At 67.8% G+C, this 21,530-nt stretch carries 22 protein-coding genes; 16 read left to right on the forward strand and 6 right to left on the reverse strand.

All coding sequences use genetic code 11. The features are described 5' to 3' along the window. The first annotated feature begins 21 nt into the window (after window positions 1–21). The 4 genes from ahcY (at window position 22) to AC1RCS_RS10815 (ending at window position 4,005) form a co-directional block, all read left to right on the forward strand. Window positions 22–1,455 (forward strand): adenosylhomocysteinase, encoded by a 1,434-nt coding sequence (gene ahcY / locus AC1RCS_RS10800; protein WP_218339859.1) that lies wholly within the window; start codon window positions 22–24, stop codon window positions 1,453–1,455. A 113-nt stretch (window positions 1,456–1,568) separates the two neighbouring features. Then, window positions 1,569–2,567, forward strand: a complete 999-nt coding sequence (locus AC1RCS_RS10805; protein WP_492244660.1) for a TlyA family RNA methyltransferase — start codon at window positions 1,569–1,571, stop codon at window positions 2,565–2,567. After that, complete coding sequence (gene metF / locus AC1RCS_RS10810; RefSeq protein ID WP_218296243.1) at window positions 2,564–3,415, forward strand: methylenetetrahydrofolate reductase [NAD(P)H]; 852 nt, start codon at window positions 2,564–2,566, stop codon at window positions 3,413–3,415. The genes AC1RCS_RS10805 and metF overlap by 4 nt, the downstream gene beginning before the upstream one ends. Beyond that, window positions 3,415–4,005 (forward strand): septal ring lytic transglycosylase RlpA family protein, encoded by a 591-nt coding sequence (locus AC1RCS_RS10815; RefSeq protein WP_218339857.1) that lies wholly within the window; start codon window positions 3,415–3,417, stop codon window positions 4,003–4,005. The genes metF and AC1RCS_RS10815 overlap by 1 nt, the downstream gene beginning before the upstream one ends. 9 nt (window positions 4,006–4,014) lie before the next feature. On the opposite strand, the gene AC1RCS_RS10820 is transcribed toward AC1RCS_RS10815, so the two are convergent. Continuing rightward, window positions 4,015–4,902, reverse strand: coding sequence for a 23S rRNA (adenine(2030)-N(6))-methyltransferase RlmJ (locus tag AC1RCS_RS10820; RefSeq protein WP_218296241.1), 888 nt, complete (start codon window positions 4,900–4,902; stop codon window positions 4,015–4,017). A gap of 306 nt (window positions 4,903–5,208) precedes the next feature. Between AC1RCS_RS10820 and AC1RCS_RS10825 the strand changes: the two genes are divergently transcribed. From AC1RCS_RS10825 to mdtD, 7 genes are all read left to right on the forward strand, one after another. Beyond that, window positions 5,209–7,167, forward strand: a complete 1,959-nt coding sequence (locus AC1RCS_RS10825; RefSeq protein WP_492244659.1) for a serine/threonine protein kinase — start codon at window positions 5,209–5,211, stop codon at window positions 7,165–7,167. Between the two features lie 194 nt (window positions 7,168–7,361). Next, a complete protein-coding gene (rplM, locus tag AC1RCS_RS10830) occupies window positions 7,362–7,793 on the forward strand; it encodes a 50S ribosomal protein L13 (RefSeq protein WP_008907237.1) in 432 nt (143 codons plus the stop codon). 11 nt (window positions 7,794–7,804) lie between these two features. Further along, window positions 7,805–8,197 (forward strand): 30S ribosomal protein S9, encoded by a 393-nt coding sequence (gene rpsI, locus AC1RCS_RS10835; RefSeq protein ID WP_005798582.1) that lies wholly within the window; start codon window positions 7,805–7,807, stop codon window positions 8,195–8,197. A 165-nt stretch (window positions 8,198–8,362) separates the two neighbouring features. Next, the gene (locus AC1RCS_RS10840) at window positions 8,363–9,073 is read left to right on the forward strand and encodes a DUF6776 family protein (RefSeq protein WP_218296239.1); all 711 of its coding nucleotides are present in this window, start codon (window positions 8,363–8,365) and stop codon (window positions 9,071–9,073) included. 179 nt (window positions 9,074–9,252) lie between these two features. Further along, complete coding sequence (locus AC1RCS_RS10845) at window positions 9,253–9,651, forward strand: bactofilin family protein (protein ID WP_218296238.1); 399 nt, start codon at window positions 9,253–9,255, stop codon at window positions 9,649–9,651. A gap of 60 nt (window positions 9,652–9,711) precedes the next feature. After that, on the forward strand, window positions 9,712–10,077 hold the full coding sequence (gene erpA, locus AC1RCS_RS10850; RefSeq protein WP_008907234.1) for an iron-sulfur cluster insertion protein ErpA: 366 nt from the start codon (window positions 9,712–9,714) through the stop codon (window positions 10,075–10,077). Window positions 10,078–10,195: 118 nt separating this feature from the next. Continuing rightward, window positions 10,196–11,617, forward strand: a complete 1,422-nt coding sequence (mdtD, locus tag AC1RCS_RS10855) for a multidrug transporter subunit MdtD (RefSeq protein WP_492244658.1) — start codon at window positions 10,196–10,198, stop codon at window positions 11,615–11,617. A 39-nt stretch (window positions 11,618–11,656) separates the two neighbouring features. On the opposite strand, the gene AC1RCS_RS10860 is transcribed toward mdtD, so the two are convergent. Together AC1RCS_RS10860 and AC1RCS_RS10865 are read right to left on the reverse strand one after the other, a co-directional pair. After that, entirely contained in the window at window positions 11,657–12,769 is a 1,113-nt protein-coding gene (locus AC1RCS_RS10860; RefSeq protein ID WP_492244657.1) for an anhydro-N-acetylmuramic acid kinase, read from the reverse strand. A gap of 36 nt (window positions 12,770–12,805) precedes the next feature. Further along, entirely contained in the window at window positions 12,806–14,173 is a 1,368-nt protein-coding gene (locus AC1RCS_RS10865; protein ID WP_218339853.1) for a M23 family metallopeptidase, read from the reverse strand. Between the two features lie 202 nt (window positions 14,174–14,375). Between AC1RCS_RS10865 and tyrS the strand changes: the two genes are divergently transcribed. Beyond that, window positions 14,376–15,608: a tyrosine--tRNA ligase gene (gene tyrS / locus AC1RCS_RS10870; RefSeq protein ID WP_492244656.1), complete on the forward strand. Its 1,233-nt coding sequence runs from the start codon at window positions 14,376–14,378 to the stop codon at window positions 15,606–15,608. A gap of 97 nt (window positions 15,609–15,705) precedes the next feature. On the opposite strand, the gene AC1RCS_RS10875 is transcribed toward tyrS, so the two are convergent. After that, window positions 15,706–16,701 carry a LysR substrate-binding domain-containing protein gene (locus AC1RCS_RS10875; RefSeq protein WP_492244655.1) on the reverse strand — a complete coding sequence of 332 codons (996 nt, stop codon included), beginning with the start codon at window positions 16,699–16,701 and terminating at the stop codon, window positions 15,706–15,708. Between the two features lie 132 nt (window positions 16,702–16,833). Here AC1RCS_RS10875 and AC1RCS_RS10880 point away from each other — a divergent pair, with 132 nt between their 5' ends. Together AC1RCS_RS10880 and AC1RCS_RS10885 are read left to right on the forward strand one after the other, a co-directional pair. Continuing rightward, complete coding sequence (locus tag AC1RCS_RS10880; protein ID WP_369643450.1) at window positions 16,834–17,373, forward strand: DUF2917 domain-containing protein; 540 nt, start codon at window positions 16,834–16,836, stop codon at window positions 17,371–17,373. A 105-nt stretch (window positions 17,374–17,478) separates the two neighbouring features. Further along, window positions 17,479–17,859, forward strand: coding sequence for a DUF2917 domain-containing protein (locus tag AC1RCS_RS10885; RefSeq protein WP_492244654.1), 381 nt, complete (start codon window positions 17,479–17,481; stop codon window positions 17,857–17,859). Between the two features lie 136 nt (window positions 17,860–17,995). Here AC1RCS_RS10885 and AC1RCS_RS10890 read toward each other — a convergent pair whose 3' ends face one another. Further along, window positions 17,996–18,592, reverse strand: a complete 597-nt coding sequence (locus AC1RCS_RS10890; RefSeq protein ID WP_492244653.1) for a TetR/AcrR family transcriptional regulator — start codon at window positions 18,590–18,592, stop codon at window positions 17,996–17,998. Between the two features lie 230 nt (window positions 18,593–18,822). Between AC1RCS_RS10890 and fabF the strand changes: the two genes are divergently transcribed. After that, the gene (gene fabF, locus AC1RCS_RS10895) at window positions 18,823–20,097 is read left to right on the forward strand and encodes a beta-ketoacyl-ACP synthase II (RefSeq protein WP_492244652.1); all 1,275 of its coding nucleotides are present in this window, start codon (window positions 18,823–18,825) and stop codon (window positions 20,095–20,097) included. Window positions 20,098–20,148: 51 nt separating this feature from the next. On the opposite strand, the gene AC1RCS_RS10900 is transcribed toward fabF, so the two are convergent. After that, on the reverse strand, window positions 20,149–20,547 hold the full coding sequence (locus tag AC1RCS_RS10900) for a BLUF domain-containing protein (protein ID WP_218296229.1): 399 nt from the start codon (window positions 20,545–20,547) through the stop codon (window positions 20,149–20,151). 149 nt (window positions 20,548–20,696) lie between these two features. Between AC1RCS_RS10900 and AC1RCS_RS10905 the strand changes: the two genes are divergently transcribed. Then, window positions 20,697–21,455 carry a Crp/Fnr family transcriptional regulator gene (locus AC1RCS_RS10905; protein ID WP_218296228.1) on the forward strand — a complete coding sequence of 253 codons (759 nt, stop codon included), beginning with the start codon at window positions 20,697–20,699 and terminating at the stop codon, window positions 21,453–21,455. Window positions 21,456–21,530 lie beyond the last annotated feature (75 nt).

Genomic DNA, 21,530 nt, shown 5'->3' on the forward strand with positions numbered 1-21,530 from the left:
CATGCTTTGGAGCACACCATCATGAACGCACGCGTCAACGCCCCGGTCAACACCGACTGCATCATTGCCGACATCGGCCTGGCCGCCTGGGGCCGTAAAGAGATCCGCATCGCCGAAACGGAGATGCCCGGCCTGATGGCCATCCGCGAGGAATTCGCCGCCAAGCAGGCGCTCAAGGGCGCCCGCATCACCGGCAGCCTGCACATGACGATCCAGACCGCCGTGCTGATCGAGACGCTGCAGGCCCTGGGTGCCGAGGTGCGCTGGGCTTCGTGCAACATCTTCTCCACGCAGGACCACGCCGCCGCCGCGATTGCCGCCAGCGGCACGCCCGTGTTCGCCGTGAAGGGCGAGACCTTGGCCGAATACTGGGACTACACCCACCGCATTTTCGACTTCGGCCCCGCCGGCACCGAAGGCGAAGGCCCCAACCTGATCCTGGACGACGGCGGCGACGCCACGCTGCTGATGCACCTGGGCAAGCGCGCCGAAAAGGACGCATCGCTGATCGCCAACCCCACCAGCGAAGAAGAAACCTGCCTGTTCGCCTCCATCAAGGCCAAGCTGGCCGTGGACCCGACCTGGTACAGCCGCAAGAGCGCGCAGATCATCGGCGTGACCGAAGAGACCACGACCGGCGTGCACCGCTTGAAGGAAATGTCGGCCAAGGGCTCGCTGATGTTCCGCGCGATCAACGTGAACGACTCGGTGACCAAGAGCAAGTTCGACAACCTGTACGGCTGCCGCGAGTCGCTGGTGGACGGCATCAAGCGCGCCACCGACGTGATGATCGCCGGCAAGGTGGCCTGCGTGGCCGGCTACGGCGACGTGGGCAAGGGCTCTGCCCAGGCCCTGCGCGCCCTGAGCGCCCAGGTCTGGGTGACCGAGATCGACCCCATCAACGCCCTGCAGGCCGCGATGGAAGGCTACAAGGTCGTGACGATGGAATACGCCGCCGACAAGGCCGACATCTTCGTGACCACCACCGGCAACAAGGACGTGATCACCCACGACCACATGAAGGCCATGAAGGACCAGGCCATCGTCTGCAACATCGGCCACTTCGACAACGAGATCCAGGTCGCGACGCTCGAGCAGTACGAGTGGGAAGAGATCAAGCCCCAGGTGGACCACGTGATCTTCCCGGACGGCAAGCGCATCATCCTGCTGGCCAAGGGCCGCCTGGTGAACCTGGGCTGCGGCACGGGCCACCCGAGCTTCGTGATGTCGTCGAGCTTCGCCAACCAGACCATCGCCCAGATCGAGCTGTTCACCCACAGCGACTACTACGAGAACGGCAAGGTCTACGTGCTGCCCAAGCACCTCGACGAGAAGGTGGCGCGCCTGCACCTCAAGAAGGTGGGCGCGATGCTGACGGAACTTTCCGACGAGCAGGCCGCCTACATCGGTGTGCCCAAGCAAGGCCCGTACAAGCCCGACACGTACCGCTACTGATCGTGCGGGTGGCTGTTGGTGCTCCTTTTTTGGGAGCGGCCAGCGCTTGTGGATAAAGCGGTAGAAGCCATTTTGGCTATGAAATCCATCGTCGATTGACGAGAGAGTGACGCATGCGCGCAGATGTTTTTTTGGTGGAGTCCGGCCATGCGGCCACGCGTTCGCAGGCACAGCGACTGATTGCTGCAGGCGTCGAGTGGCGCCTGTCGCCGCTCGCGCCCTGGCAGAAGGTGGCCAAGAACGGCGATGACATCCCGTCCGTGGCCGAGGTGAAGCTGCTGGACGATGCCGAGGCCAAGTACATCTCGCGCGGCGGGCTCAAGCTGGAAGGCGCCTTGGGGGCCACGGGCCTGCCCGTGGCCGGGCTGCGCTGCCTGGATGTGGGGCAGAGCACCGGCGGGTTCACCGATTGCCTGTTGCAGCAGGGCGCGGCGCAGGTCGTCGGCGTGGACGTGGGCCACGGCCAGCTGCACGAGCGGCTGCACAGCGATCTGCGGGTGGTTTGCGTCGAGGGCGTGAATGCGCGCTCGCTGACCGCCGAGGCGCTGCAGCAGGCGTGCGAGGACGCGCTCTCCGAAGCCGTCGATGTGGACGAGGACAACGAGACCCAGCCCGAGGCGCCCTACAGCTGGATGCGCAACGGCGGGCTGGTGGACGACGCCTACGATGACAGCGGCGACGCCAAGGACCAGGACATCGAAGCCTTCAAGTCCGAGCGTGCGCAGCGTGCCGAGGCGCGCGCGCTGGGCACGCTGCCCGTCCAGCGCCGGCGCCGCGCCGAATGCGCGGGCGTGGACACGACCCCGTTGTTCGACGTGGTGGTGGGCGACCTGTCCTTCATTTCGCTGACCCTGGTGCTGCCTGCCATCGCCGCATTCCTGCGGCCCGACGGCCACCTGCTCATGCTGGTCAAGCCGCAGTTCGAACTGCAGCCCGGCCAGGTGGGCAAGGGCGGCATCGTGCGCGACGAGGCGCTGTACGCCGTGGTGGAAAAGCGCATCCGTGACTGCTGCGCCGAACTGGGCCTGGCGGTGCACGCCTGGCTGGACAGCCCGATCCAGGGTGGCGACGGCAACCGTGAATTTTTTGTTTATGCGAGGAGGGCCACATGATTGCTGCCAATGCCCAGGGCATCGGTTTCCCGGTGAGCTTCGAGTTTTTCCCGCCCAAGACGCCGGAGGGGGCCGACAAGCTGCGCACCGCGCGCCAGCAGCTGTATGCGCTGCACCCTGATTTCTGTTCGGTGACCTACGGCGCGGGCGGTTCCACGCAGGAGGGCACGTTTGGCACGGTGCGCGAAATCCTGGCCGAGGGGGTCGGCGCAGCCTCGCACTTCTCGTGCATTGGCGCCACGCGCCAGTCCGTGCGCGAGCAGCTTGCCATGCTCAAGGACATGGGCGTCAAGCGCCTGGTCGCGCTGCGCGGTGATCTGCCCAGCGGCTATGGCGCGGGCGGGGAGTTCCACTACGCCAGCGACCTGGTGGCCTTCATCCGTGCGGAGACCGGCCGGGACTTCCACATCGAGGTGGCGGCCTACCCCGAGGTCCACCCCCAGGCCAAGTCGCCCGAGGCGGACCTGAAGGCGTACATCGCCAAGGTGCAGGCCGGAGCGGACTCGGCGATCACCCAGTATTTCTACAACAGCGATGCGTACTTCCGCTTCGTGGAAGACACGCAGCGCCTGGGCGCCGATGTGCCCGTGGTGCCCGGCATCATGCCCATCGGCAGCTCCACCCAGCTGATGCGCTTCTCGGACGCCTGCGGCGCCGAGATTCCCCGCTGGATACGCCTGCGCCTGCAGTCTTTCGGCGACGACACGGCGAGCATCAAGGCCTTTGGCCTGGATGTGGTGACCGACCTGTGCGACCGGTTGCGCAGTGCCGGCGTGCCGGCCCTGCACTTCTACACGATGAACCAGAGTGCCGCGACGCTGGAGATCTGTCGCCGGCTGGGGATCTGATGCGCCAGCCGCGCGGCGATGCCGCGGTGGCGGGCCCGGTGGAGGGCCGCCGGGCCGCCCTGTGGTGGAAGGTGCTCGGGGTGGTCTGCTGCGGTGTTTCGGTGTGGGGCTGCTCGTCCTGGGGGCGTGCGCAGGGGCTGTCCGCCGAGGCCGACGCACTGGCCCCGCACCTGCTGAGCGTGCCGGGCGAGGCCATGCTGATCGACCCGCCGCGCCCCGGTGGGCGGGAGGATGGCACCGAAAGCCCGCAGGCCCCGCAGCTGCGCCTGCCCGCCGACGAGGTGGGCCTGGCCTCCTGGTACGGCGCGAAGTTCCACAAGCGCCGCACGGCCAGCGGAGAGCCCTTCGACATGAAGGCGCTCACCGCGGCGCATCCCACCTTGCCGTTCGGCTCGCGCGTGTGCGTGCGCAGCCAGGCCACGGGCCGTTCGGTCGTGGTCCGCATCAACGACCGGGGCCCGCACACGGGCAACCGCGTGATCGACCTGAGCCGGGGGGCCGCCGAGGTGCTGGGGATGGTGGGCCTGGGGCTCAAGCCCGTGGAGCTTTTTGCGCTGGACGAGGGCGAGCGGGACTGCCCCGCCCCCTGACCGCCGCCGTCAGCCGCCGGATTCGAGCGTGTGCGTGGCGTGCTTGTCTTGCGCCAGCAATTCCACCATCTGCGGCAGCGCGGTCTTCAGCGCCGCCTTCAGGGTGAAGGGCGGGTTGATCAGGAACATGCCGCTGGCCGGCAGGCCGGGGCGCTTGACGTCGCCCGCGGCGTTTTCAGTGAGCTTGCTGTTCTTGACCGTGAGCGTGGCATGCAGCCAGCCCTTGCCGGCCTTGGTGGCCAGCGTCTTGAGGCGGCGCGGCAGGTCGTGGGCTTCCGGGCGCGGGATGATGGGGTACCAGAACGCATAGGTACCGGTGGCAAAACGCTTGAGCGAGTCGGCGGCCATGTCGAGCACCTTGGCGTAGTCGCTCTTGATTTCATAGCTGGGGTCGCAGAGCACAAGCGCGCGGCGGGCGGGCGGGGGCAGGAATTTCTTGATCCCCTCAAACCCGTCTTCGTGCAGGACGGCCACCTGGCGGCCTGCCTCCAGCTGGGCCACGTTGCCCGCCAGCGCCCGCAGGTCCGTGGGATGCAGCTCGAAGAGCTTGAGCTTGTCGTGGCCGCGCAGCAGGCGCTGGGCGATGAACGGGGAGCCCGGGTACACGCGCAGCGCACTGCCCTGGTTGAAGGCGCGGACCATGTCCACATAGGCCTGCAGGGCGGGCGTGAGGGCGGGCGCGGTGGGTGCAAAAAGCCGGACGATGCCGTCCGCGGCCTCGCCGCTGGTGCTGGCATAGTCGCCATCGAGCCGGTACAGTCCCGCGCCCGCGTGGGTGTCCAGCACGGTCAGTGCCGCGTCTTTCTCGGTAAGGTGTTGCAAGGCGGCGATCAAGACCGTGTGCTTGAGCACATCGGCATGGTTGCCTGCGTGGAAGGCGTGGCGATAACTGAACATGGCCCTATGGTAACGAGTGCGCCCCCGGCGCAGCGTAGTCGATGGGGCCATGGCCCGGCGGCAGGCCCCGGGCGCGCGGTCATGATCCGATGCGAATTTGTCATGGGCCCGGGCGCTGCCTGTCCCCATGGCGCGGCACAATCGGCGCTTGTCTGACCAGGGTGTGTAACTTTTTTGGCAGACCGGAAGCCTTTTGTTTCTGTCATGCATGCTGGCATGCTTCATGATTGCGATGAAAACGGCCTTGGCACCCGTTCGCTCACAATCCCCCGCCGAAGCCTGCATTCACGCCCCATTCTCTTCACCATGATCGCAAGTTCCAGCCAAGCCTCTGCCAGTGGTGTCAGCCATGTGGATGCGCTGCCCCCCGGCACCCGCCTCGCGGAATTCGAGATCCTGGCGCTCCTTGGCGTGGGCGGGTTCGGCATGGTCTACAAGGCCTTCGACCATTCTCTGCACCGGGCGGTGGCGATCAAGGAGTACATGCCTTCGGCGCTGGCGGGCCGTGCGCAGGGCCAGTCGCTGTGGGTGCGGTCGTCGTCCGACCAGCAGACCTTCCATGCCGGGCTGGCGTCTTTCGTGGGAGAGGCGCGCCTGCTGGCCCAGTTCGACCATCCCTCGCTCGTGAAGGTGTTCCGCTTCTGGGAGGCCAACAACACCGCGTACATGGTCATGCCGCTGTACACCGGCATGACGTTCAAGCAGGCCCGCGCCCAGATGCGCACCCCGCCCCCCGAGATCTGGCTGCGCAAGGTGCTGTGGTCGGTGCTCGGCGCCCTGCGGGTGCTGCACGACGGGAAAACCCTGCACCGGGACATTTCGCCCGACAACATCTTCCTGCAGGACAGTGGCCCTCCGGTGCTGCTGGACCTGGGCGCCGCCCGGCATGCGATCAATGACCAGGACCGCAAGCACACGGCCGTGCTCAAGGTGAACTACGCACCCATCGAGCAGTATTCCGACGGCGACGAGGAACTGCGCCAGGGCCCCTGGAGCGACCTGTACTCCCTGGCCGCCGTGGTGCATGGCTGCCTGTGCAACGACACCCCGCTGCCCGCGACCCTGCGTTCCATCCGTGATCGCATGGTGTCGTTCTCCCGGGTGGCAAGAACCGTCAAGCGCCAGTTCGGCGTGGAATATTCCGCGCCCTTCGTGGCGGCGATCGCGCAATCCCTGGCGCTCAAGCCCGAGGACCGGCCGCAGAGCATCGATGCGTTCCTGCAGCTCATGGAGATGACGTCCGCGCCGGAAGGAAGCGAACATTTCGATTTCCGTGCCGATCTGGGCGACATCTGGGTCGAGCCCGCCGACCAGCCCGGCCCGGGCCTGCTCACGCCCACGGTGGATGTGACGTCCGCGGCCAGCAGCGTGGTGGAGATACCGCCCCAGGCGCCGCGCGCCGCGGTGCAGGCGCCCGCCCGCGATGCGCGCGAGGACGCCCCCTCCGGGGAGGAGGCCGCGGCCGGCGGCGACACCGTGATGCTCGGGGGGCCGGACACGGTGGCCGCCGAGGCTGGAGACACGGTCTTCATCGACGCCGGGGATACCGTCGTGGCCGACGACTCCCGCTATGACGACCCTGCGGCCGGCCACCGGCACGGGGCCGCTGCGCGGCATGCGCACGATCACCGGCTGCGGCCGATGGAGCGTGAGGTTCCCCGTGCCGCAAGCAAGGCGGCCAGAACGGCGCGGCGCTCCCCCGTGGTGGTCTGGCTGGGCGTGGCCGTTTTTGCCGTGGTGGCCTCGGCGGCAGGACTGCGCTGGGCCCAGAGCAGCAAGGCGCCGCACGACGACATCATCACCGAGATGGCCGAGCGGCCGGCTGCCACGCCGCCCGCCCTGGTGGAGACCGCGCTGGCCGACATGGCTGCGAGCGCGCCGGCTGCGGTGGCTTCCCTTGACGGCGCGGCGGGCGCTGCGGTGGCTGCATCCCTGCCTGCGCCTGCCTTTGTTCCGGCCTCCGCGCCGCGCACGCCGCCCCGGACCGCGAAGCGCGCGGCGCCCGAGCCCGCACCCGTGCAGGTCGTGGTGCACGAGGAACCCCCGCCACCGCCGCCCCCGGTCGTGGCCGAGCCCAAGCCTCGCCCGCTGCCGCCGCGCGTGCCCAGTCCGCAGGAGGCCTGTGCTGACGCCAATTTTCTGGCGCGGCCCATGTGCATCCACCAGGAATGCCAGAAGCCGTCGCAGGCGGGGCAGGCCGTGTGCGTGGAAAACCGCCGCCGCTACGAGGCCGAGGAGCAGCGCCGCCGCCAGACCCCCAACTGAGGGTGGCCGCCGGGGCCTGGAGCACTGTGCGCACGGGCGGCTTGCGCCCCTGGCACGCAAATTCGTATAATCGAGGGCTTCGCAGCGCTTTGTGGTCCCGCGGCGGAGACATTTTCGCCACCTAAGAGGCTTCCTTCAGAGAAGCACCGACCGTGGAAAAGGACCCGCCAAACCCTCTTCATAAGAGAAAACTCATGACTACTACTTTCAGCGCCAAGCCCGCTGAGGTTGTGCACGAGTGGTTTGTGATTGACGCGACCGACAAGGTCCTCGGACGAGTAGCCAGCGAAGTTGCTCTCCGTTTGCGCGGCAAACACAAGGCCATTTACACGCCTCACGTCGATACCGGTGACTTCATCGTCATCATCAACGCCGCCCAGCTCAAGGTCACCGGCACCAAGTCCCTGGACAAGGTGTACTACCGCCACTCGGGTTACCCCGGCGGCATCACGGCCACGAACTTCCGCGACATGCAAGCCAAGCACCCCGGCCGCGCGCTGGAAAAGGCCGTCAAGGGCATGCTGCCCAAGGGCCCCCTTGGCTACGCGATGATCAAGAAACTCAAGGTGTACGGTGGTGCTGAGCATCCCCACACCGCCCAGCAGCCCAAAGTGCTGGAAATCTAAGGAGCCTTGAGATGATTGGTGAATGGAACAATGGCACCGGCCGTCGCAAGTCCAGCGTCGCCCGCGTGTTTCTGAAAAAAGGCTCCGGCAAGATCACGGTGAACGGCAAGGACATCCAGTCCTACTTCGGCCGCGAAACCTCGATCATGATTGCCAAGCAACCCCTGGCGTTGACCAACCATGTCGAAACCTTCGACATCCAGATCAACGTCCACGGCGGTGGTGAATCCGGCCAGGCCGGCGCTGCCCGCCACGGTATCACCCGCGCCCTGATCGATTACGACGCATCCCTCAAGCCCGTGCTGAGCCAAGCCGGCTTCGTGACGCGCGATGCACGTGAAGTCGAACGTAAGAAGGTCGGCCTGCACTCCGCACGCCGCGCCAAGCAGTTCTCCAAGCGTTAAGCTGGCTGGGCACTGCCGGACACCCGCCCCTGGGCGGATGTCCAACCCCTGCAAAGCGCTCCGTCCTGGATTGCTTTACAGAGCAAAAACCGCCTCCGGGCGGTTTTTTCGTTTAAGGTGCGCTCTTTTCTCCCGGGTCTCCCCGATGACTCCCCTGTTTTCCCCATGCGCCTTCGCCTTCTGCGCCGCCGGCTGACGATCAGCGCCCCCCGGGTGGCCATCCGCAGCGCCTTGCCCTGGCCCCTGCGCTGGCTGGCCTTGGCGGTGGTTTTCGGGTTCTGCGCGGCGGTGGCGCTGTGGGCCTTCGAGTTCGGCAAGTCGATCGCGGGCCTGGACTCCGTTTCCCGGGACGAATTGCTCCAGCTGCGCGCGGAGGTGGCCCGCCTGCGCGGCGTGGGCCAGGAGCAGCAGACGGTGGCCCATACGGCCGAGAGCCTGCTCGTGACCGAGCGGGCTGCCAAGGAAAGCCTGATGGCGCAGGTGCGACAGCTCGAGGCGGACAATCGGACGCTGCGCGAGGACCTGGGGTTTTTCGAGAAACTGATTCCCGCGGCAAAGACCGAAGGGCTCGCGATTCGCAGCCTGCAGGCCGAAGTGCTGGGAGGGATGCAGCTGCGCTGGCAGGTCCTGGTGATCCAGGCCGCGCGCAATGCGCCCGAGTTCAATGGCCGGCTGGAACTGGTGCTGGCAGGCACCCAGGACGGCAAGCCCTGGACGCAGACCCAGCCGGCCCAGGGGCAGCCCCTGCAGGTCAAGCAGTACCGGCGCATCGAGGGGGTCCTCGATCTGCCGCCCAGCGCCGTGGTAAAAACCGTGACCGCCCGCGTGCTGGAAGGCACGACAGTGCGCGCCGTGCAGGCCATGGCCATCGACTAGGAGCACCCGCAAGGCGCCCGCGATGGCCCCGGCCAGGCTGTCGTCGTCGAGAGAGGCCCCCGCCGCAAGCGCCGGGCCCGCGCAGAGGCCGCGCCGGTACGCCGTGGGCCTGGCATCCCGTTGTTTCCCATCCGCACGCTCCTTTCGGCCGGAGCGTGTCCTTTCAGGAGTTCTCACCCATGTTTTCCCGCAAAAAGCAGCCACCGATCAAAAGCCTGGTCGCCCAGGGCACCCGGATCGAGGGGGATGTGCACTTCGCAGAAGGGATGCGCATCGATGGCGAGGTGGTGGGGGACATCCGCGCGGGATCGGAGCAGTCCAGCATTCTGGTGATTTCCGAGACGGCCCGGGTGGAGGGTGCGGTGCACGCCGACCATGTGATCGTCAACGGGCAGGTGGTGGGTCCCGTGCATGCCGCGGAATTGCTGGAACTGCAGCCCAAGGCCAAGATCACAGGCAATGTGCACTACAAGGCGCTGGAGATGCACCAGGGCGCCGTGATCGCCGGGCAGATGTGCCCTGTGGCCGTGCTGGTGGAGGAAAAGCCCCCACTGAAGTTAGCGTCAAACAGCCAGTGAACTGAATTCCCGAGCGGTCTGCAGTACTATTCACCGCAAACATTGAACCCGGAGTACCCCATGAGCGCTGTTGCCGAAAACATCCAGACCGAAATGCCCGCCCCCATTCTGTTCACGGACAGCGCGGCGGCCAAGGTGGCGGACCTGATCGCCGAAGAGGGCAATCCTGACCTGAAACTGCGCGTTTTCGTGCAGGGTGGCGGTTGCTCGGGGTTCCAGTATGGCTTCACCTTCGATGAAATCACCAACGAAGACGACACCACCATGACCAAGAATGGCGTGTCGCTGCTGATCGATGCCATGAGCTACCAGTACCTGGTCGGCGCCGAGATCGACTACAAGGAAGACCTGCAGGGCGCCCAGTTCGTCATCAAGAACCCCAACGCCACCACCACCTGCGGCTGCGGCTCCAGCTTCTCCGCCTGAGGGTGTGCCTCTGCGCCGCGCCAGCGGCACGGAATGAAACGACAAGCCGCCCGGACGGGCGGCTTTTTTCATGGGGATACCCCTTTTCGTTTTCCTGGAAAAGCCATCCTGGCGTGCCATGCAGCAAGACAGATCCCTGAAAGTGCTCCTGTGGCTGGTGGCCATCGGCTTCTTCATGCAGACGCTGGACGCCACCATCGTCAACACCGCGCTGCCCGCCATGGCCCGCAGCCTTGGAGAAAGCCCGCTGCGCATGCAGTCGGTGGTGGTGGCCTATTCGCTGGCCATGGCCATGCTGATACCGGCTTCCGGGTGGCTGGCCGACCGTTTTGGTTCACGGCGCGTCTATCTGTCCGCCATCGTGCTGTTCGTGCTGGGTTCGGTGTGCTGCGCGCTCGCGCAAAGCCTGACCCAGCTGGTGGCGGCGCGCGTGGTGCAGGGGCTGGGCGGGGCGTTGCTGCTGCCGGTGGGGCGGCTGGTGGTGCTGCGCACCTTTCCGCGCGAGCAGTTCCTGCAGGCCATGAGTTTCGTTGCCATTCCGGGCCTGATCGGGCCACTGATCGGCCCCACGCTGGGCGGCTGGCTCGTGGAGGCGGCGTCGTGGCACTGGATCTTCCTCATCAATGTGCCGGTGGGGCTGGTGGGCTGCATCGCCACCCTGCGCTTCATGCCGGGCGAGCCCGTGACCTTCGTGCCCCGCTTCGATCTGGCGGGCTACCTGATGCTCGCCTTTGGCATGGTGTCGCTCTCGCTGGCGCTGGACGGCCTGGCCAGCATGGGCCTGCGCCAGGCGGGCGTGCTGGTGCTGATGGTCTTCGGGCTGGCCAGCCTGGTGGCCTACTGGCTGCACGCGGCGCGGCGGGCCGACCCGCTGTTCTCGCCGCGGCTCTTTTCCATTGACACACTGCGCATCGGTCTGCTGGGCAACCTGTTCTCGCGCCTGGGCAGCTCCTGCATGCCATTCCTGGTCCCGCTGCTGCTGCAGGTCACCATGGGCTACTCGCCCCTGCAGGCCGGCATGATGATGCTGCCCGTGGCCATCGCCGGCATGTCGATGAAGCGCTTCACCACGCCGCTGATCACCCGTTTCGGCTACCGGCAGGTGCTGGTGGGCAACACCCTGCTCGTGGGCGTCACGATGGCCAGCTTTGGCCTGGCCGCTCCCACGCAGCCCCTGTGGGTGCATGTGGCGCAGCTGGCGGTCTTTGGCGCCGTGAATTCCCTGCAGTTCACCGCCATGAACACCGTGACGCTCAAGGACCTGGAACATGCCATGGCAAGCAGCGGCAACAGCCTGCTGTCGATGGTGCAGATGGTGGCCATGGGAATGGGCGTGGCGGCCGCAGGGGCGGTGCTGGCTGCGTTCACTGACTTCTTCCCTGCCGGCGGCGCCCAGGGGACGCTGAGGGCGTTCCAGGCCACGTTCGCATGCATGGGGCTCATCACCGTGGCCTCGGCGGGCATCTTCTGGCAGCTGTCGCCCCAGGACCGCGCCGGCAGCCGGGTCGCCGCCACGGCGGACGCCACGGACCACGGCTGAAGGTGGTTTCGGGGAAGGGGTCGCCAGGCCCGGCCCGGATCAGGCGGGGTAGACCGCGCCCAGCACGCGGGCGCCCACGGCCCCGGTGACGCTGGCCAGGTTGCCGGGCTGCCCGTGCAGCGCCTGCCGCGCCAGCCAGGCAAAAGCCGCGGCCTCGACCTGCAGGGCCGGCAGGCCCAGCGCATCGGTGGCGACGACCCGCACGGCGGGGCATGCGGCCTGCAGCCGCGCCATCAGGTGGGTGTTCAGGGCGCCGCCACCGCACACCGCCAGGGTGTCGCTATTATTTTGATATCTATTGGCACTGATGGCGCAAGCGCGGGCGGTGTATTCCGTCAGGGTGGCCTGTACGTCCACGGGGTCCGCCGATGCCCATGGCTGCAGATGCCGCGCGAGCCAGATGGGGTTGAACAGGTCGCGCCCCGTGCTCTTGGGCGGGGGCTTGTGCAGAAAGGGTTCGTCAAGCAGCGAGGCCAGCAGCGCCGGCAGCACCTGGCCGCTCGCGGCCCATGCACCGTCCGCATCGAAAGGCTGGCCGGTGTGCTGCTGGCACCAGTGGTCCATCAGCGCGTTGCCGGGGCCGCAGTCAAACCCCATCACGCTGGCCCCCCCGGCACCCAGCACGCTGAGGTTGGAGATGCCGCCGAGGTTGAGCACCAGCACGGTCTCGTCCGCGCGGCCGAACACGCCCTGGTGGAACGCGGGCACCAGGGGCGCACCCTGGCCGCCGGCGGCCACGTCGCGGCTGCGGAAATCCGCCACCACGGTGATGCCCGTGCGTTCCGCCAGCACGGCGGGGCTGCCCAGCTGGAGGGTGTAGCCCGTTCCGTCGAATTCCTGGGGGCGGTGGCGCACCGTCTGCCCGTGGGCTCCGAGGGCGCGGATGGCGCTGGCCGGCTGTCCGCTGCGCTCCAGCAGCGCGTGCACCACCTCGGCATACGCGCGCGACAGCGCATTGCCCGCCAGCGCTGCGCGGTGCAGCTCGTTGCTGCCAGGGGTGTTCAGGGCGAGCAGTTCCGCCCACAGCTCCGGCGCGAACGCCATGCTGGCGTGGTGCGTGACCACCATGCGGGGGCCGGAAAAATCCGCCAGCACCCCGTCGATGCCATCGAGCGAGGTGCCCGACATCAGGCCGATGTACAGATCAGACATGGCCCGGGGGATGTGCGCGCGGATGCTGCCAGCGGCTCAGTCTGCGCTGGCCTGTTCGACAAGCGCCGCAGCGGACAGCTGGATGCGCATGTTGGACGCCAGGCGCTCGAACGCGGGTCGCCCGGCCGCCGAGACGGGGGCCGCCGCTTCGCTCTGGGCGACGATGGTCTGCGGATCCTGGTGCACGCCGTTCACGCGGAATTCGAAATGCAGGTGGGGGCCGGTGGCCCAGCCGGTGGCGCCCACGGCGCCCAGCGTCTGGCCCTGTTCTACGGACTGGCCCTGGCGCACGTCGATGCGGCTCAGATGGGCGTACACGGTGACGTGCTGGTTGCGGTGCTTGACGAAGACCACGTTGCCAAAGCCGTTCTGCACGCCGGCAAACTCGACCACGCCGTCGCCCACGGTACGCACGGAGGTGCCGGAGGGGGCCGCGAAATCGGTGCCCAGGTGAGCGCGCCAGGTCTTCAGGATGGGGTGCATGCGCATCTTGAAGCCGCTGGTCACGCGCGAGAACTCGACCGGCGAGGTGAGGTAGGCGCGGCGCATGCTCTCGCCGTCGAGCGTGTAGTAGGCGCCCTTGGCGGCGCCCGGCTCCTGGAACCACAGGGCCTGGTGGGTCTTGCCGTTGTTGACGAACTCGGCGCTCAGCACCCGGCCGCTGGACAGGGGCTCGCCGTCGGCTTCCAGGGTTTCATACACCACCGAGAAGCGGTCGCCCTTGCGCAGCGAACGGCGAAAGTCGATGTTGCCCGAGAAGAGTTCGGCCATCTGCACGGCCACGCCGTCGGGGATGTTGGAGGCATCGGTGGCGGCGAACAGCGAGCTGTGGATGATGCCGCCCGCCAGGCGGCTGCCCACCGTCATCTTGGCGGTTTCGATGCGGGAGCTGAATTTGTCGCCGTTGCGCTCGACGATGAGCCGGCGGAAGCTGCCGCTGTCGTCGGGCACCCAGCGCACGGTCAGGCGGGTCAGGCGGTGGTCGTCGGTGGTCTCGGCCGACACGGCACGGCCGGTGCGCCCGAGCACATTTTGTCGCACAGGAGTGTCACCGCGCATGAACGCGGCGGCGGCCGGGTCGGCCACGCCCAGGCGCTGCAGCAGCGATTCGGGGGTGTCGCTGCTGCGCACCTGTTCGGAGCGGAACAGCGAGAAGCCCGGGGCGTCGAGCTCGCCCAGCACGAGGTTTTCGGCCAGCGATTCGACGGGGTAGCTCACCATACGCACCGGCAGCTCGGCCGGGTCGGGGGCGAAGGACGCCACGGCGAACGCGCCGCCGCCGCCCGTCAGCAGCAGGGCTGCGACAGCGGCGGTGATGCGTTTGGGATGTTGTTGGATCGTGCGGGACAGCCGGTCAAGCAAAGCGGTGCTGGCGGTGCGGACCGTAGTGAGGCCGTGAATCAAAGGTCTATCCCCAGGGTGAGCGTGACTTCCTGAAACTCCCCCGTTGCGACGGCGGGGCGAGGCCAGGAACACAGGCTGCCAGGCATGTGGCCATGCGACAGCGTGAAAACAGGTCGAAACGGCGGGCCTACTAGAATCCGCCTCAAGCAATGTGGGCTGAAGTATAGCGGTGCATGCTGTCTAGACATCCCAAAAAACCCTTATGAATCAATCTGCTGTTACAACAACCCCGGTCTCTGATGGTGTAAGACAGGCCCTTGAAATCTCGCTGCGCGGCGTGCAGGAACTGCTGCCGCAGGACGAATGGGTCAAGAAGCTGGCGCGCTCGGAGGCCACGGGCCAGCCGCTGCGCATCAAACTGGGGCTCGATCCCACGGCACCCGACATCCACATCGGCCACACGGTGGTGCTGAACAAGATGCGGCAATTGCAAGATCTGGGCCACCAGGTGATCTTCCTGATCGGGGACTTCACGAGCCTGATCGGCGACCCTTCCGGCCGCAACAGCACGCGCCCGCCGCTCACGCCCGAGCAGATCAAGGTGAACGCCGAGACCTACTACAAGCAGGCCAGCATGGTGCTGGACCCCGCGCGCACCGAGATCCGCTACAACAGCGAATGGAGCGAGCCTCTGGGTGCGAGCGGCATGATCCAGCTGGCCTCCCGGTACACCGTGGCACGCATGATGGAGCGCGACGATTTCCACAAGCGCTTCACCACCGGCCAATCCATCGCGGTGCACGAGTTTCTGTACCCGCTGATGCAGGGCTACGACTCGGTGGCCCTGAAAAGCGACCTGGAGCTGGGCGGCACCGACCAGAAGTTCAACCTGCTCATGGGTCGCCACCTGCAGCAGGAATACGGCCAGGAACCGCAGTGCGTGCTCACCATGCCGCTGCTGGTGGGCCTGGACGGCGTGGACAAGATGTCCAAGTCCAAGAACAACTACATCGGCATCGCCGAAGAGCCCAACACCATGTTCGCCAAGGTGCTGTCGATCAGCGACACGCTGATGTGGGACTGGTACACGCTGCTGTCGTTCAAGAGCCTGGCCGAGATCGCCGCGCTCAAGGCCGAGATCGCGGGCGGGCGCAACCCCAAGGACGCGAAGGTGATGCTGGCCAAGGAAATCACCGCGCGCTTCCACAGCGCTGCGGCGGCCGATGCGGCCGAGCAGGATTTCATCAACCGCAGCAAGGGCGGCGTGCCCGATGAGATCCCCGAAGTGTCCCTGTCGGGTGCGCCGCTGGGCATCGGTGCCTTGCTCAAGCAGGCCAACCTGGCGCCGTCCGGCAGCGAGGCCAACCGCCTGATCGACGGCGGCGGCGTGCGGGTGGATGGCAGCGTGGTCAGCGACAAGGGCCTGAAGCTCGGCGCCGGCACCTACGTGGTGCAGGTGGGCAAGCGCAAGTTTGCACGGGTGACCTTGGCCTGATTTTCAGTCAAATTGGCCGCTGGCGCTTGATGAATAAGCGCGAGTAGCTATCAAAATAAAAGCGCTGACCCAGCCGGGTTCAGCGCTTTTTTTGTGGTCAGTCCAGGTTGTCGTTCAGGTCCGGGTCCGGCACATCCCCGATCGCCTCGCGCGTGGCCTGGGCCTGCACCTGCAGCCAGGCGCAAAACGCCTTGATCTCCGGCCGCTGCGCGCTGCGGGGCCCCACCATCAGCCAGTAGGCCAGCGGGGAGTCGATGCGGTGGCCGGGCAGCACCTCCACCAGGTCGCCTGCGGCCAGTGCATCGGCAATCAGCGGCATGCGCGCCAGCGCCAGGCCCTGGCCGGCGAGGGCGGCCTGCACGATCTGGTGGGCGTAGTTGAAATACAGCCAGCGCTCGGGCTGCAGCTTGGCCAAATCCCGCGCGTCGAACCAGCGGCGCCAGCTGAGCCATTCCAGGTGCTGGCTGCGGTGCGCGTCGCCCGCCTCGATCAGCGTGAACTGGGTGACATCGGCCGGCGTGCGCAGGGGCTTGCCGCTCTTGAGCAGCCAGGGGCTGGCCACCACGGCCAGCTGCTCGCCAAACAGGCGCTGTCCGCCCAGGGTGCCCGCGCCCGGCATGCTGTAGCGCAGGGCCAGGTCCACGTCCGAGGTTTCCAGGTCCACCGGCACGTCGCTCGCATCAATGCGGATGTCGATGCCCGGGTTGTCGCGCTGGAACTCCTCCATGCGCGGGATCAGCCACATCGATGCGAAGCTGGCCCAGGTGGTGATGGCCACGCTGCGGCGCCCGGCCGTCTGGCGCACCAGGCGCACGGCGGCGTCCATGCGCTCGAGCGCCGGGGCCACGGCGCGCTGCAGCTGCGCGCCCGCGCTGGTCAGCTCCACCGCCCGCGTGTGGCGCAGGAACAGCGCCACGCCCACTTCTTCTTCCAGTGCCTGGATCTGGCGGCTCACGGCGGACTGGGTGAGCGCCAGCTCGTCGGCGGCGGCGCGGAAGTTCAGGTGCTTGGCCACGGCGAGAAAGGCGCGCCAATGGCCGGTGGCGATGGGGCGGGTGCGAAGGACGGCAGGGGAGTATTCGGCAGAGGCCATGGCAGGTGTCCTGGATGCGATTCATGCGTTGGCGGAATGAATAGCGTACCGCGTTTTCATTGGACTGTGTGTGCCGCCGAGCGCACCATCCAGTCTCCGAAACACCTTTTCATCGAAGCCAAGGAGCCTGTCATGTCCCCCCGCAACGTTCTGGAATCGCAACAATCCGTGCACGCCAGCCTGGCTGGCCGATCTGCGGCCGGTTGCTGGAAGCTGGCCACGGGCCAAGCGCTGTCGCTGCGCCCGCACACCCATGGCGTGCTGCAGATTGCCCAGGGGCAGGTCTGGCTCACCCTGAGCGGGTCTTTGGCGGACCTGCCCGGTGCCACGGCCGACCATCTGCTGCGGGCGGGCGAGCAGCTGGCTGTCGCGCCGGGCCAGCATGTGGTGATGGAGGCCTGGAACCCCGGCGGCGGCACCGAGCCCGTGGCTTTCCACTGGGATGGTGCGGCCGCCCCGGCGACGACCCAGCCCCACAGCCTTGCCGCCCGCGACTGGGAATGTGGCGTGGTGCAGCCGCTGCGCGACCTGGGGCATGCCCTGGGGCAGGGCGGGCGTGCCCTGGGCGCTGCGTTGGGGGAGGTGACGGGCGCGGGCGGGCGGTTTGCTGCTGGCCTGGCTCGCTTTGCTCTCAATCGGATAGCGCCACAGGGACAACGCAGGCCCGCTTGAGGACTACATGCAGGAAAAGCATCAATCGGTGCCGTGCTTTTCATTGGACGTTGTTCTGCAAGCCGCGCACCATACGGTCTTACTAGGGTTAACCCGGAGAATGCCATGACAACCTCTCACGCTCTTCATCTGTTCGCATCTTCCCGCGCCGTGGGCGCTTCGGCCGCTGGCGCCGGCACCGTGGCCGCTGGCGCCGCCGTCAGCCTGGCCCCCAGGGCCGCGATGACCTTGCGCATCGCCGAAGGCCAGGCCTGGGTGACGCTGGGCAAGGGCCTGGGCGACAGCAGCGATGTGTTCCTGTGCGCCGGCCAGTCGCTGCAGGTCGCCGCGGGCCAGTCGGTGGTGGTGGAACCCCTGAACGGCCGCCGCCTGCAGTACCGCTGGGTGCGCGGCGAGGCTGCCAATGCCCGCCCTGCATCGTGGTGGCGCCGCGCATCCGTGGGCAACGGGGCTCCCGCCTGGGGCGACGCCGCCTGCTGCGCCTGAGGGCGCCGGCCTGATCCGGAGAGGGGCCTGCCCCGCCGGTGTTCGGGTGTGCAATAGAGCTTCAAAGAGCTGCTGGCGCTTGACCATCAAGCGCCAGCAGCTCTTTTTTTGATAGCAATGGGTGAGCGCCAGGTTGTCAGCGTGCGTCGCCGTCGCCCAGCAGCCCGATCAACTGGGCCTGCAACGTCGTCAATATTTCATCCGACAACGCCGGCCGCGCCGCGGCGGTGGCGCGGGCCAGCACCAGCCCGCCGACCATGGTGGCCAGCACCTGCATGGCGCGGGCGCGGTCTTGGGGCTGCACGGTGGCGTCACCACCGCAGAGCAGCTGGGCAAAACGCCCGATGTTGCGCTCGATGCCCTGGGCGAACACTTCCGACAGCTCGCTGCCCGCCCGCGCGGCGTCCACCGCCAGCGCGGCGGCCGGGCAGCCCGTGCCGGGCGAGTCGCGGTGCTGGGGCGAGAGGTAGCTCTTTATGCGCTCGCCGATGGTGGTGTTCGGAGTGGCGCCGTCCAGCGGGGCGATGGACCAGTCGAACGCCCGCGCACAGGCCTCCTGCACCAGCGCGTCCTTCGAGGCGAAATGCCGGTACAGCCCGCCATGGGTGAGCCCCGCGTCGCGCGTGATGTCGGCCACGCCCACGCCGGTCAGCCCCCGCTCGCGGTACAGGCGGGATGCCGCGTCCAGGATGCCCTGCCGGTTCTCGGCGGCCTGTGCTTTGGAAACCTTCATGCTGCCTCTTATTGATTGCGATCGTACGCAAAAAAGTGGTGATGCCTTTATGATGACGGCTGCAATCATAAAGGCGCGGATCGTTTCCGCGTGTCGCCGCAGTGCCCTGGAGCCGGTTCCTGGTGCTGTGCCCAATCTGTCTGACGAGGTGAATCCATGAAGAAGATGATCCATGGCGGCCGTGGTGCCGAGGTGTGGAGTGGTGTGTGCTGCGACAAGGCGGTGGCCTGATGCGGCGCGTCGTGGTCACGGGCATGGGCCTGGTGTCGCCGCTGGGCTGCGGTGTGGAACTGGTGTGGCGGCGCCTGCTGGCGGGGCGCTCGGGCCTGTCGCGCCTGCCGGACGCTGTCACGGACGGCATTGCCGCCAAGGTGGCGGGGCAGGTGCCGGATGTCGCTCAAGACCCCGAAGGTGGCTGGGACGTGGATGCCATCGTCTCGTCCAAGGACCAGCGCAAGATGGACCGCTTCATTCCCTTCGCGCTGGGCGCGGCGCAGCAGGCGCTGGCGCAGGCCGGGTGGCCCCCGGCCGACGAGCGGGCGCGCGAACGCACGGCCACCGTGATCGCCTCGGGCATTGGCGGCTTTGGGGCGATCGCCGAGGCGGTGCGCACCACCGACACGCGCGGCCCGCAGCGCCTGTCGCCGTTCACGGTGCCCTCCTTCCTCGTCAATCTGGCGGCGGGGCAGGTGTCGATTCGCCATGGCCTCAAGGGGCCGCTGGGAGCGCCGGTCACCGCGTGCGCCGCCAGCGTGCAGGCGATTGGCGACGCCGCGCGCCTCATCCGCAGCGGCGAGGCCGACGTGGCCGTGTGCGGGGGCAGCGAGGCGGCCATTGACCGCGTGAGCCTGGGCGGTTTTGCGGCCGCCAAGGCGCTCGGAACGGCGTTCAATGACACCCCCGAGCAGGCATCGCGCCCGTTCGATGCGCAGCGCGACGGTTTCGTGATGGGCGAGGGCGCGGGCATGCTGGTGATCGAGGCGCTGGACCATGCCCTCGCGCGCGGCGCGCGGCCGCTGGCCGAGCTGGTGGGTTACGGCACGTCGGCCGACGCGTACCACATCACCTCCGGCCCCGAAGACGGTGACGGCGCCGCGCGCAGCATGTGGGCCGCCCTGGCGCAGGCAGGCCTCACGGCCCAGGACGTGCAGCACCTGAACGCGCACGCCACGTCCACGGGTGTGGGCGACCGGGGCGAGCTGGCCGCCATCCGCCGGGTGTTTGGCGCGGGGGCGCAGGTGGCCATCAGCTCCACCAAGTCGGCCACGGGCCATCTGCTGGGAGCGGCGGGCGCGGTGGCGGCCATCTTCACCGCGCTGGCGCTGCGCGACCAGGTGGTGCCGGGCACGCTGAACCTGCACACGCCCGATGCGCTGGCCGAGGGGCTGGACATGGTGGCGTTGCGGCCCCGGCCGATGGCGCTCACGCACGCCATGCTCAACGGGTTTGGTTTCGGCGGGGTGAACGCCAGCCTGCTGCTGCGGCGCTGGCCGGACGCCGCATGACGCGGCTTCAGCCCCCGCAGGGGCCCATGGGGGCCGGCGCGTGGGCGCGTGTCAGAGGACGAGCTGGCTGCGCATGGACTCGAACGCGGCCAGCGCTGCTTCGCCGTCGAGCCGTTCCATGCGCGCGAGCGCATCCACGTCCTCCACCGTGCTGAAGGCCAGGCTGAACTGCTGGAAGCGGCGCGCCGCCAGCGGGCCGTTGTGCAGCACCTCGACGTTGATGTGGCGGGGGTCGTTGCGGATGCGCTCGATGAGCTTGAGCACGGCCTTCTGCGGGCCTTCCAGCTGCTGGCAGAAGCGCTGGCCGTCGAAGATCAGCAGCCCCGTGATGTCAAGCTGCGCGTTCACCAGGCGCGCGCGCCCGGCGACCTCGGCCACCACGCTGGTGGGTTGATCGGGTGCGAGGGTGCTCACGTAGAGCACTTCGTAGAGGTCGGGGCTGGGTTTCATAGACGATCCCAATGTAGGGAGCGCCCGGTGGTTGTGCAATGTCAAAAGACATACATGTAACTATCGCGCCACCGGGCGGGGCCGTGGCATCGTGGAGCCCTTGGAATGCCGGCCGCAGTCCCTAAAATCTCCCCACCCTCCGCCACGCCATGAACCCCAGCCTGCCCACCCATGCCTGCCCGCCCACCTGCCATGAATGCAGGCTGCGCGCAACGGGGGCATTCACGGCGGTCAAGCCCGAGGTGCTGGACTTCATAGAAGGCTTTCGCACCACCACCCTGGCCGTGGAGGCCGGTGGCGCGCTGGTGCGCGAGAACGAGGTCAATGCCAGGCTGTTCACGCTGTATGCGGGCTGGGCATTTCGCTACAAGACGCTGAGCGACGGGCGCCGCCAGATCCTGAACTTCCTGCTGCCGGGTGACCTGGTGGGGCTGCAGCAGGAGTTTGGCGAGGTGTCCACCCATGGCATCGAGGCGCTCACCGACTGCGCGCTGTGCGTGTTCCAGAACGACAGCCTGTGGGCGTTGTTTCGCGAGCACCCGCGCCTGGGCTACGACATCACCTGGCTGTCGGCGCACGAGGAGGGCCATGTGGACGACAACCTGCTGACCGCCGGCCGCCGCAACGCCACCGAACGCGTGGCCATGCTGCTGATGCACCTGTACCGGCGGCTGGACCGCATCGGGCTGGTGGAGGCCGACGGCACCGTGGCGTTTCCGCTGAACCAGCAGCACATCGCGGATGCGCTCGGGCTGTCGCTGGTGCACACCAACAAGACCCTGCGGCGGCTGGCCACCCTGGGCCTGCATGAAATCAGGAACGGGCGGCTGCGCCTGCTCAACACCCGGGCGCTCGCGCGCATCGCCGAGTACTACGACAGGCCGCCCCGCCTGATGCCGCTGCTGTAGCGGATTGCCCGGCACGGGCGGGCGCAGCCGATAATCGTGGCCCAGCCTGCGCGGGGCTTCCCGCCCGGTATCGAA

The sequence above is a fragment of the Acidovorax sp. GW823-FHT01C06 genome (assembly GCF_058798375.1).